Here is a 12,533-nt window from a genome sequence, read left to right on the forward strand (position 1 = left end):
GCTACACAATTTGCTGTTTAAATAATTGCAAGGCCGCAATGTCTTTTATACCCGGTGATAACTCAAAGCAACTATTGACATCCACCCCAATCATATCCGGATGATGAAATGATTTTAAAAGAGCAACCTGCTCCAAGCCAATACCACCGCTTAAAAGAAAGGGTCGCGAAAACCTTTTCCCTTCGAGCAAGTTCCAATTGAACACAACGCCATTTCCCCCATAATTTTTTCCCGCTGCATCGAAGAGGAACATCTCTACATAAGGCGCATACAATTCAACACTTGAAAAATCAAATCTATCATCTATCCTAAATGCCTTGATAATTTTAATTCCTGCTTTGTTCAAATTCAGGCAAAATTCAGGCTTCTCATCCCCATGAAGTTGAATCATATCCAACCCATACAATTGATGAATTCGCATGATCTCCTCTTCGCTTTCATTCACAAAAACACCCACCTTTTTTATGTGTATCGGTATAGAAAGGATGTTTGCCGGATGCTCTGCATTAATAAAATATCGGAGCGAGGTAGGATGAAAGATGAAACCCATCCACTTTGGTCGCAAGGCCGTAATGGCTTTGACATTTTCATCTTCCCTTAGACCACAGATCTTGAGTTTCATTTTTAGAGTGCGTTCAATTGCCGGATAAACTTTTTGCAGGCCAACCCGGGGCGGCTTTCTTTCATGAATTGCTCGCCAATCAAAAAACCTTTGAAACCATTATTGCGAAAAGCTAACACCTGTTCGGGTTTACTGATACCGCTTTCTGCAATCTTCACAACATTCTTCGGCAACTTCTCTGCCAACCGAAGAGCATGGTCTGTGTCCACCTCAAAATTCTCCAGATTGCGATTGTTGATCCCCACATGAATAATAGAAGGATTCAACTTGACCATGTCTGTCTCGTCATGAATTTCAAATAACACTTCCATTCCAAAAGAAACAGCAAGGTCAGATAGTTGCTTCACTTTCTCTTTGGTCAGCAGCGCACCGATTAATAATATAGCATCTGCTCCTATAGACTTCGCTTCGATGATTTGATATTCATCTATGATAAAATCCTTACGAAGGATTGGGCAGTAATTGTATCTGCGTGCTTCGGTCAGGTCATTGCTGCTTCCTCCGAAAAACTCTTTGTCGGTGAGAATAGATAGAGCAGAAGCCCCAGCCTGCATATAGCCCAAGGTTGTTGGTCCGACAGGAGCATAAGGATTGATATTTCCTTTTGATGGTGACTTGCGTTTAAATTCAGCAATAACACCTGAAAGGTTTTTATCCAATAGATAAGTGCGCAAGGATACCGGCTTGGTTTCGAAATAAATACTGCGCTCCAAAAGTTTCACCGGATAGAGCGATCGGTTCTCTGCTACTTCTTTTTCTTTGAAAGACGCAATCTTCTCAAGTATGTTCATTCTATGGTACGTTTAAATGTTTTAAGAGCCTTGCCCGAAACAAGTGCATCGGTGGCAGAGTCCACGCAATCGCCAATGAGTGTTGTTGGTTGCAGACAGTGAAGAGCCGCAGCGGCGTTGGCGATGACTACAGCATGTTGCGCCTCTGTCCCTTTTGCTTCCAGCACTCGCACAAATATATCTGCTGCTTCTTTAATAGTATTTCCGCCAAAAAGCATTTCCTGTTTTAACTCCGGCAAATTCCAGTCAGGTGGATAGAAGATAAACTCTTCATCATTGCTATAGTATTTGCAACCGGCGGTGAGCGAGATTTCGTCGTAACCATCCAGAGCATGAACCACGGTATAATGACAATCCTCCTGTTGAAATAGATAGTGGTACAATCTTGCCAATTGCAAATTATAGGTTCCGGTAAAACGATGAGATGGACAGGCGGGGTTGACCAAAGGTCCCAGCATATTAAAGAAGGTCTTGATCCCCATTTGCCTCCTCACCGGTGCAACTTGTTTAAGCGCAGGATGGAACAAAGGCGCATGCAGAAAGCAGATGTTTGTCTTGTCCAACTGCCTACTTAAGGCATCGGTATCGTTGGTAAATTTGTATCCTAGATATTCCATCACATCCGAGGAACCGCTAACGGAAGACACTCCATAATTACCATGCTTCATTACTCTTCCACCGGCAGCGGCAGTAACAAACGATGCCAGGGTTGATATATTAAAGGTGTTTTTGCCATCGCCTCCGGTGCCGCACATATCAATGGCATCCCCTTCTACTTTGAAAGGAAGACTGAGTTCCAACAAAGCATTGCGAAAGCCCTTTAATTCCTGCAAACTGATGTCCCGCATGATAAAGACGGAAAGCAAAGCAGCCGTATGCGCCTCATTCGTTGGCTCAGTAACAAGTTTTTTCATCAAATTATAGGCCTCCTGTTCATTCAGGCTTTGATGTTCCAGTAAGTCATTCAATGCTTGTTTCATGCCCTCAATGATTCACCCAATTTTGGATAAGCGTAGCTCCATATTCCGTCATAATAGATTCTGGATGGAACTGCACACCGTTGATGTCGTATTCGTTATGTGATATGCCCATAATCATTCCCGAATCATCCACAGCTGTGACCAAAAGTTCCTGAGAGATACTTGTTTCATCCACCACCCATGAATGGTATCTGCCCACTTCAAATCTTTCAGGAATGTTTTTGAAAAGGTAATGCTCCGGTTTAGTAATCTTCACCGGTGTAGATACCCCGTGATATACTTTACTTAGATTTTTCAACTTCCCTCCAAATATTTCTCCGATAGCCTGATGTCCGAGACAAATTCCCAGCATAGGTTTAATCGAAGTGAATTCTTTGATCACCGCAATCATCTGTCCGGCTTCCTCGGGAATACCCGGACCGGGGGAAAATAAAATCTTGTCAAACTCTTTGACTTGGTCCATATTGACCTCATCGTTCTTCACCACTTTCACCTCGGCATGGGGCAGCAACAGATGCACTAAGTTGTAGGTGAACGAATCGTAATTATCTATGACCAATATCTTTTTCATAATCTGAATTGCTCTGCCATTTCTATAGCGCTACGCAGCGCGCGCAATTTATTATTTACTTCTTCCAACTCCGACTGCGGGTTTGAAGCCGCCACTACTCCTGCACCGGCCTGATAATGCAAGGTGTTGTTTTTGCTCATAAAACTGCGAATCGTGATAGCGGTATTGATATCTCCGTTAAAGCCGATAAATCCGATACAACCGCCATAGAAGCTCCGTTCCTGGTTTTCATAATCATGAATCAGTTGCAGGGCACGGTGTTTTGGCGCACCGGATAAAGTACCAGCCGGGAAGCTATCGGCAATCAAGGCTAAAGGGTTATATGAACTCGAAAGATTACCGGTTACTTCGGAGACCAAGTGAATGACATGAGAATAGAAATGCACCTGCTTATAGTGCTCTACCGTTACTTCTCTTGCATGTTTACTCAAATCATTTCTGGCTAAATCAACCAACATCACATGTTCTGCGTTTTCTTTTTCATCGGCTGCCAGCTTTGCCGCTAACTCCCTATCTGCTTCATCATCACCGGTACGCCGGAAAGTACCCGCGATTGGATTTATTTTTGCCACGCCCTTCTTCACCACCAATTGAGCCTCCGGTGAGGAGCCAAAAATGCGATAGCTGCTATAATCAAAATAAAAAAGATAGGGCGAAGGATTGATAGAGCGCAGGCAGCGATACAGATTCATATCATCACCGGTAAACTTTCGAGTAAACCGGCGGGACAAAACTACCTGAAACACATCTCCCCGGTAACAATGTTTCACCCCTTTCTCTACCATTTTCACAAAAGCATCATCGCTGATATTTGAATGCTCCTTCCCCTTTATCATAAATGGGAGTTGCGAAACATTTTTGTTTTGAAGAAGCGATTGCAATCTTTCCTTTCTCGAAAAATCTCCCTCGGGGATATTTTCATACACTACCAATTCATCCCGGAAATGGTCAAAGGCTATGACAAAGCGATAGAACGAAAAATGCATTAAGGGGATTTCATTTTCTCGCTCGCTTTTATAATTCAGTTTGTCAAAAACATTCACTGCATCGAAGGACATATAGCCAAAGAGGCCATTAGCGATAGACTGCATTCCTTCTTGCTCCAGAAAAGCATTTCTAAAATCTTCAAAGAGATCAAAAACGTCTTTTGCCTCTCCTACTTTATGCTTCTTCTTTTGATGTTGTTGATTGGAGATACTGATTTCCTGATTGCTCCAGATGATAGACGTCAGTGGGTCGAGGCAGATATAGGAGAAACTATTGTTCGCAGCGCGATAATCCGTGCTTTCCAACAAGATGGCATTGGGATATACATCCCGCAGTTTCAGATAGACCGAAACGGGCGTATAGGTATCTGCCAACATCTTGGTGGTCCTACTAGTGTATTTTATCTTTTGTGCCATGACTAAAATTAAAAAGCCCGCTGTGTTTGCAGCGGGCTTTCATATTTCTATAGTTTCTTTTCGTTTATCAATATAACGAACAGCCAGCCGCCTGATTATATACGGGCCACCAACTTTGATTTGAATTGTTCGTCTTCATTTACAATCACAAATATAGTAATCATCCAAATCCGCACAAGCGGCCTATCCATTTATCAAATATAAATAACGGTTAAGTGAAACTTCCTGAACGGCTCATCGTATACAAAGACAGAAGCCAAGAGTGGTTTAGCTTTTGGATAGGAACCTTTTATGTTTTGTAATTTGTATTGATTGAAGGATTATGATTGAAGGAAGTCATCATTTGGCCTATTTGAAAAGGACCGCTTACCTGCGTCGCTCACACTATTCAGTGGTATCGTCGAATGACCATAAGAAACTCATCTCTTTGCTGGTGATTATATCCGCTTTGCTGTTTATGGTTTTTACCCCGTTGGCAGGAAAAGCACAGGGTGGTTTCATCAACCAAGGATGTAATATATATGTACAAAAGGCCGGCTTGATTCATGTGCAAAGTAATTTCGTAAATGGCTCAGGCGACTCCACCGGATTGATTAATAACGATGGGATTATTGAGGTAGGAGGCGACTTTGAAAATAAAGACGGTGCGCTTTTCCTTACTTCAGATACTGGCAGTTCTAAAGATAAGGCGGTCAAGTTCGTTGGGTCAGGAACGCAGGCTATCAAAGGAAATATGCACCATCCGGGCGTTTCGAGTTTTTATAATTTGGTGATTGACAAATCAAACGCTACCTCTCTAGTAGAAATGCAGGACTCCATCGTCATTGATGGCTCTCTGGTTTTTGGCACAGCCAGCATCAATACCACGTATGAACCCTCCAACTTGTTTACTAATAACAATCAAAAGGGCTTATTAAAAACCTATACCGATTCTACCGAGTTTCTTTTAAATATCCGCAATGGCCGTCCCGATGCTATTATCGGCTATCCGGTATTGCAAACAGCGGGCGCACCTACTACCGGCTATATTCTGAGCAGCGGGAAAAGAGGTACTCCCTTTGGCGGTGTGCAACGAAAAATCAATACTGCCACTAGTTATGTTTGGCCGGTAGGAACGCCCGACAAAGGTTTTAACGGAGTTCGTTTGAACTTTGTGCAGGTTCCCGGAACCGGTAGTGTAAAGACCAAATTCTGCTCCGGGTCAACCAACCCAAGTGGGTACATCGGGAAGATGTCGCAACGCTGTGAAGGATGTGACGGCTCTAATCCAACAGCCGTTTATAATGGATTCAACAAATACTTTCCCGGCAATCCATGCAACGCATATATACCACAATGGCTGGTTATTGAAAGTACCCCCAAGGATCACGGCTACTGGAGCTTCGCCTCTACCGATACCGGATACTATTATGACATGGAAGTATTTCCCAACGGGATGACCGCTATGGATTTGAGTACGATGTGGCGGGCGATCAAGCATGAATCAGCTTATGGCGATGACCCTTCTACTCCCGAAGTGGATTGGATGCCCGAAATTGCTTCCACGGTATCCAACCCCACCGACTTGTTAACCTACACCATGAATGCAGGTTGCAATAACTCCGGTGGAATACCGGGTGGGCTTTATCATGACTTCTCACACTTCTCTTTGGGCAAAGGGCCTTCCGGAAATGCCTTGCCGGTGGAGATGCTGTATTTCACTGCCGAAGCACAAGGCAAATACCTGATTCGTCTGGATTGGGCTACTGCCCTAGAGGTAAACAACCGTGGCTTTGAAATTCAACGAAGTACTGATGGCATTAACTTTATAGATATAGGATGGGTGGACGGTCACAATAATTCTACCATCACGAATACCTATACTCATGACGACCATCCTTATGAAAAAACACGTTATTACTATCGGCTGAAACAGATAGACAACAACGGCAACTTTGAATATTCAAAAATAGCCGAAGCAAAACTGAGCGAAGACGGCGAATCTAATTTCAGGCTCTATCCAAATCCTACCACCAGCAACCTAGTATTGGAAGTGGACAACCCGAAAGATGAAATCTCGTTAGCCTTGTTTGACATCAACGGCAGGATGGTTTATGACAACATATATACCGTAGAAGAAAATGGTGTGATGAAGACCATCAATATTAATGTGGGTGGTCTGGTTCCCCGGTACATACATACTGAGCGCTGCCACCAACGGGAATAAGTTCAGTTCAAAATTTGTTTATCAATAAACCTTATTCAACATGCTATCGCTTTATATATGGCAATATAAAACAGAAAAAGATGAAACCTTTTTCGTACAGCCATCGTACTTATCATTATTCAACAAAGCCATTAAATACATAGCACAGTCAAAATTTACCTTTATGAAAAAGTTATTCCCCCTCCTGTTTTTTTTTTTTATGATGTCAATCGGCTTTACTCAGGCCGCCCCCGATGAAAACGAAACGCATGGCAAAGCAGCCAAGCACAACGCTTCTAAGCCTGAAATTATTGAACCCAAAGTAGCAGAGGCTATCCGGCTGATTGAAATGAACATGGTGCCCGTAGAAGGTGGAACCTTCACCATGGGTTGCGTGTTGCTTCAGGATCCCGAATGTTACGAGCAAGAGAAGCCGCGCCATACGGTAAAGCTCAACAATTTTCAAATGAGCAAATATGCCGTCACCCAAAATGAATGGAAATTGGTGATGGGTACCACCCCCGCCGCTGAATACTGTGCCGAATGTCCGGCTATCAATGTATCGTGGTATGATGCCCAACTATTCATCAACCGCCTCAACCAACTTAGTGGAAAAACCTTTCGTCTGCCCTCCGAAGCCGAATGGGAATATGCAGCAAAAGGTGGCAGCAAAAGTCATGGTTATAAATACGCTGGATCTAACGATGCGGATGTAGTAGCTTGGTACGACACGCTCAAAACAAACGGAATAAAACCAGTAGGCAAAAAGGCACCGAACGAGTTAGGGCTCTATGATATGAGCGGCAACGTTTGGCAGTGGTGTACAGACTATTTCGACGAGAAATATTATAGCCACAGTCCTTCCAACAATCCTAAAGGGCCGGACAGTAGCGATGCTCGCTCTCTGCGTGGGGGGTCTTGGTGGGGGCCGCTTCGCGATTGCCGCGTGGCCAACCGCGATTTCTATCCGGCCGATTCAAAGGACGATGATGTGGGTTTCCGCATGGTACTGGACTAATACATTAATCAAAACATGCTTCATACTAAGCCGGGCAAAAACTATTTGCCTGGCTTTTTTATTTCCCTCATCATGCACAAAACATTTTGTGTTTCTCCTTTCGTTATAATTATGCACGAAACCAAATCATATCGCTTGTTGGTTGCTGTCTCCTCCAAAGACAAAAAAGGCACTCCTTTTCGGGAGCGCCTTGGTAGAAAAAACCATTTGCTGTTCAGCCCAACTACACAACTATTCGGTGCCAAATGGCTAAAATACCTGTCCCGTAAGCCTTATTTAATATCTTTTAATTTCTGCTCTACCTCCGAAATCACCTTTTTTTGGTCGGCAATCTGCCCCCGCTTGATGCGTTGGTCTTGTTTCAGGTTATCAATCTTCCTTCTTTCTTCCCGGATGTTGCTGTTCCAATCATCAATTTTGCGGTTTTCCTTTTCGCTGTCCTTCTGAATTTTTTCTTTTTCTTTTTCTAATGTCTTTAATACCTTCTCTGCTGCCTTCAAGGTTTCTTTTTCGTAGGTGTTCATATTATCCATTTTGGTTTTCTGAGCATAAACCAGGTCTCCTTTTCGTTTTTCATCACCGTCGTTAGTGGCTATCTGGTCTTTGGACCGTTGAATGTCGCGCTCATAGCCGTTGATATTTTTGTTGGCTTTATCTTCATCTTTTTCCAGACCTTTCAACTCTTTTTCCAAGTCTTTCATCTTGCCTTTTTCTATTTCTACCTGAGCTTTCACTGCAACTCGATAGCGTTGAATGGCAAAATCGCGGATATATTTTTTGGCCGCCAGGTCTTTCCCATTGTTTAATTCTCTTGTTATAAAAACCGAGTCTCCACCCAAGCCAAACCAAGCACTCAGAAAAACGCCTTGGTTGGTTTCAAGTAGGGTGCTGTAAATAGTAAAGGGCTCAGCCGCAATATTTTTGTTGACCGCGCCGGGCATAATGATTTCTCCACCCACTGCTACTGATTTTTCCTTGCTGCCTGATTTGATATATTTCATCCATTCTTTCTCAACATCTTTCAGGTTGGTCTGTGGTATGTTTAAAGTGAAAGCGGGTTGCGTTCCTTTGCTCATAGGCCGCAGGGACTCATCTACCGTCAGTTGATCTTGTGAATAGGCTGCACTACTTCCCATCAATAAAAGTGCCATCAATAGATTTAATGTTCTCATGTGTTTCGTTCGGTTTAATGTTCTAAAGATAAGAATATCGAGACTTTGTTTTTGTAAATCCGACGCAAGACTACAAAAAGCGCTTAGTTTTTTACATTCGTGGTTCTTATAAAAACCGCATGGGAAAAACCGATTGGACCGACAATAAACTATTTCTGATTGATGCTTATGCGCTGATTTTTCGCGCCTACTTTGCCTTCAGCCGCAATCCTTTAATCAACTCGAAAGGACAAAATGTTTCGGCTATTAGCGGCTTCACTACTACGTTGGTAGAGTTGATGACAAAAGAAAAGCCCACCCATTTGGCAGTGGTGTTTGATCTCGGCGGCTCTGTGGAACGCGAAGCAGAATACGCCGAATACAAAGCAGGCCGACAGGAAACTCCGGAGGATATTTTGTTTGCCGTTCCTTATATCAAAAAGATTATTGAGGCCTGGCATATCCCTATTTTGGAACTGCGCGGCTATGAGGCAGATGATATTATAGGAACCATCGCCAAAAAGAAAGCAGCGGAAGGTCATATAGTATATATGGTGACACCGGATAAGGATTTCGGACAATTAGTAGATAAGAACATTTTCATTTACAAGCCCGCACGGCTGGGGAACGATGTAGAGATTATGGGAGTGGAGGAGGTGAAGAAGCGATGGGATATAGAAAGCCCTTTGCAGGTGATTGACATCTTGGGGATGATGGGCGATGCAGTGGATAATATTCCCGGCATTCCGAAGGTAGGAGAGGTGACCGCCAAAAAGTTGATTAAAGAATATGGCTCGGTGGAGAATATTATCGCCAATGCGGATAAGATAAAAGGGAAGCTCGGCGAAAATGTCCGTCAATATGCAGCGCAGGGAATTTTATCTAAAAAACTGGCGACTATCAATCTGCAAGTGCCGATTGATGTTTCAAACGAAGACCTGATGTTGAACTCGCCCGATAAAGAAAAGCTGGCAGAGATTTTTGCCGAACTGGAATTCAGGACTTTGGGCAGAAGAATTTTGGGAGATTCTTATTCGGTCAATCAACAAGCCGGTCCCCCTAGTCCCTCCGAAGGGAGAGAAAAGAGTGCTCCTTCCAATCAACAGGGAAACTTGTTTAATAATGACCATCCGAGTACACTCTTCGAGGAGATGGGGACTGGAGCCGTAGAGCATGGCAAAAATATTTACAACACCACCCATAAATATCACACGGTTCAAGGCGAGGAAGCCCTTAAAAATTTGGCAAAGGATTTGGAAGCGCATACGGAGTTTTGCTTTGATACCGAAACCTCTTCACTGGACTATTTCAGTCTCGAATTGGTGGGCATGAGTTTTAGTGTGAAGGAGGGCGAAGCCTATTATGTTCCTTGTCCTACAGATTTTGAGGATACAAAAGAATCGTTTCCCATTTTAAAGCATTGCTGGAAAGCAAGAAGCATTTAAAAATCGGCCAGAACGTGAAGTTTGATTTACAGGTGCTGCGCCGATACGATGTGCAAGTCCGTTTGCCTATTTACGATACCATGCTGGCGCATTATCTGGTAGAGCCGGATTTGAAACACGGCATGGACTATCTCAGCGAAACCTATCTAGGCTATACGCCGGTTTCGATAGAAGAGTTGATTGGAAAAAGAGGTAAAAATCAGGGCACCATGCGCGATGCGCCTTTGGATAAAATCTCTGAATACGCTGCGGAAGATGCGGACATCACCCTGCAACTCAAAAATGTAATAGCGCCGATGGTTACGGAGCGCAAAGTTGAAAGCGTGTTAGAAAAAATAGAACATCCACTCGTCGAAGTGTTGGCAGACATGGAATTTGAGGGAGTGAAAATTGATGAAGCCTTTCTCAAAAATTTCTCTAAAGAATTGGAGACGGATATGTTGGCGGCACGAGATGAGATTTATAAAATGGCGGGAACGGAGTTTAACCTGGATTCTCCCAAACAACTCAGTGATATATTATACAACCATCTGAAACTTCCCTTCACCGGCAAGAAAACTTCCACCGGTCAGCTATCTACCAATGAAGATGCTCTTCAATCGCTGAAAGAACATCATCCCATAGCGGAAAAGATTTTGGATTACCGGCAGGTAACCAAACTGAAGTCCACCTATGTGGATTCTTTGCCCCTATTGATTAAACCGCAAACCGGTCGAATACACACCACGTTTCGGCAACACATCGCCGCCACCGGTCGGTTGAGCTCTGATAATCCTAATCTTCAAAACATACCGATTCGCTCGCAGCGAGGGCAGGAAGTGCGCAAGGCTTTTGTTCCCCGCAATTCGGATTATGTGCTCGTATCAGCCGATTACTCGCAGATAGAATTGCGCATTGTGGCTGAGTTGAGCGGTGATGAAGCCATGACCGAGGCCTTTGAAAAGAAAATAGATATTCATACCGCTACCGCTGCTAAGGTTTATAATGTTCCGGTAGAAGAAGTGACTAAAGAAATGCGCTACAAAGCCAAGAGCGTCAACTTCGGAATTATTTATGGACAAGGGGCTTTTGGTCTGGCACAAAATATCGGTGCTAGCAGAGCAGAAGCAAAAAATATTATTGACAACTACTTCCTTCAATTTCCGAGAATCAAGGAGTACATGAACCGAAACATTCAGTTCGCTCGCGAACACGGCTATGTGCAGACCATCATGGGAAGAAGGCGGTATTTGAAAGACATCAACTCAAAGAACTTCACGGTGCGGAGCTTCGCCGAACGGAACGCTATTAATTCACCGGTGCAGGGTTCGGCTGCCGATATGATTAAACTGGCCATGATTGCGATTCATGACGAATTCAATAAACACAAGCTAAAATCCAGAATGACTTTGCAGGTGCATGATGAATTAGTATTCGACGCTCATAAAGACGAAGTGGATATTATCAAGCCTATCATCTACGAGAAGATGGTGAAAGCCATCTCTACCAAAGTGCCGATAGAAGCAGAAATTGGTGTGGGAGAAAATTGGTTGGAGGCGCATTAACCTCCAGCCACTACAGCCTGCCCGATTCAATCCACACATGGCTGATATGGATTTTCAATGACGCCAACTCGTCCATATAGCAATTCGGGTTATTTTAGCCCTTGATGAATTATTCTTCCAAACTAATTGCCGAAGCGGTGGCAGCATTTACCAAACTGCCTGGTATAGGTGAAAAAACTGCACTCCGGCTAGTGCTACATTTACTGAAGCAGGATGAAGCAAAGGTGCGTCAATTTGGCGAGGCTGTTACCCGAATGAGGAGTGAAGTAAAATTCTGTAAGACCTGCCATAATGTATCAGATGAAAACATTTGTGAAATATGCAGTAATAAGCACCGCAACCAATCTATCATCTGTATTGTAGAAAGCATTCGCGATGTGATAGCCATTGAAAATACCAATAGCTTTCGTGGAGTATATCATGTGCTCGGAGGCATCATTTCTCCGATTGATGGCATTGGTCCCGATCGCTTGAATATCGCTTCCCTCATTGAGCGAATTCAAGCAGGGGGCATCAAGGAAATTATCATGGCGATTAGCCCAACCATCGAAGGAGATACTACCATCTTCTACGTGAGTAAAAAATTAAAAGATTTTGATGTTCAGGTGACCACCATTGCCAGAGGAATTTCGTTTGGCGGAGAACTGGAATACACGGATGAAATGACCTTGGCGCGCTCCATCGTTTCGCGCTTGCCTTATGAAAACACGCTGCTCAAGAATTCTAATTGAATCAAATTTCCTGTTTTATTTTTGCTTTTCACTTTAGTGACGCACCGTAAATGAAGCTATCCGTCATCATCGTCAATTACAACGTCCGGTTT

9 protein-coding genes and 1 pseudogene are annotated in these 12,533 nt (G+C 43.5%); 4 read left to right on the top strand and 6 right to left on the bottom strand.

What is annotated here, in order from left to right; all coding sequences use genetic code 11:
- Position 1: 1 nt before the first annotated feature.
- The 5 genes from IPP77_09130 to IPP77_09150 are packed head-to-tail and all read right to left on the bottom strand — an operon-like array spanning position 2 to position 4,367.
- Entirely contained in the window at positions 2–622 is a 621-nt protein-coding gene (locus IPP77_09130; GenBank protein ID MBL0309816.1) for a phosphoribosylanthranilate isomerase, read from the bottom strand.
- A gap of 2 nt (positions 623–624) precedes the next feature.
- A complete protein-coding gene (gene trpC / locus IPP77_09135) occupies positions 625–1,413 on the bottom strand; it encodes an indole-3-glycerol phosphate synthase TrpC (protein MBL0309817.1) in 789 nt (262 codons plus the stop codon).
- A complete protein-coding gene (gene trpD / locus IPP77_09140) occupies positions 1,410–2,393 on the bottom strand; it encodes an anthranilate phosphoribosyltransferase (protein MBL0309818.1) in 984 nt (327 codons plus the stop codon). Before trpD ends, trpC begins: the two co-directional genes overlap by 4 nt.
- A gap of 4 nt (positions 2,394–2,397) precedes the next feature.
- Complete coding sequence (locus IPP77_09145) at positions 2,398–2,964, bottom strand: aminodeoxychorismate/anthranilate synthase component II (GenBank protein MBL0309819.1); 567 nt, start codon at positions 2,962–2,964, stop codon at positions 2,398–2,400.
- The gene (locus tag IPP77_09150) at positions 2,961–4,367 is read right to left on the bottom strand and encodes an anthranilate synthase component I family protein (GenBank protein ID MBL0309820.1); all 1,407 of its coding nucleotides are present in this window, start codon (positions 4,365–4,367) and stop codon (positions 2,961–2,963) included. Before IPP77_09150 ends, IPP77_09145 begins: the two co-directional genes overlap by 4 nt.
- Positions 4,368–4,689: 322 nt before the next feature.
- Here IPP77_09150 and IPP77_09155 point away from each other — a divergent pair, with 322 nt between their 5' ends.
- A complete protein-coding gene (locus IPP77_09155; GenBank protein MBL0309821.1) occupies positions 4,690–6,573 on the top strand; it encodes a T9SS type A sorting domain-containing protein in 1,884 nt (627 codons plus the stop codon).
- A 163-nt stretch (positions 6,574–6,736) separates the two neighbouring features.
- Positions 6,737–7,570 carry a formylglycine-generating enzyme family protein gene (locus IPP77_09160; GenBank protein ID MBL0309822.1) on the top strand — a complete coding sequence of 278 codons (834 nt, stop codon included), beginning with the start codon at positions 6,737–6,739 and terminating at the stop codon, positions 7,568–7,570.
- Between the two features lie 272 nt (positions 7,571–7,842).
- On the opposite strand, the gene IPP77_09165 is transcribed toward IPP77_09160, so the two are convergent.
- Positions 7,843–8,742 (bottom strand): hypothetical protein, encoded by a 900-nt coding sequence (locus tag IPP77_09165; GenBank protein MBL0309823.1) that lies wholly within the window; start codon positions 8,740–8,742, stop codon positions 7,843–7,845.
- Positions 8,743–8,861: 119 nt separating this feature from the next.
- On the opposite strand from IPP77_09165, the pseudogene polA reads away from it, so the two are divergent.
- Positions 8,862–11,710: pseudogene (polA, locus tag IPP77_09170) on the top strand (DNA polymerase I).
- 104 nt (positions 11,711–11,814) lie between these two features.
- The gene (recR, locus tag IPP77_09175; GenBank protein ID MBL0309824.1) at positions 11,815–12,441 is read left to right on the top strand and encodes a recombination protein RecR; all 627 of its coding nucleotides are present in this window, start codon (positions 11,815–11,817) and stop codon (positions 12,439–12,441) included.
- The last annotated feature ends 92 nt before the right edge of the window (positions 12,442–12,533 follow it).

It is taken from the genome of Bacteroidota bacterium (assembly GCA_016722375.1).
In the GTDB taxonomy this organism is placed as follows: domain Bacteria; phylum Bacteroidota; class Bacteroidia; order Chitinophagales; family LD1; genus Bog-950.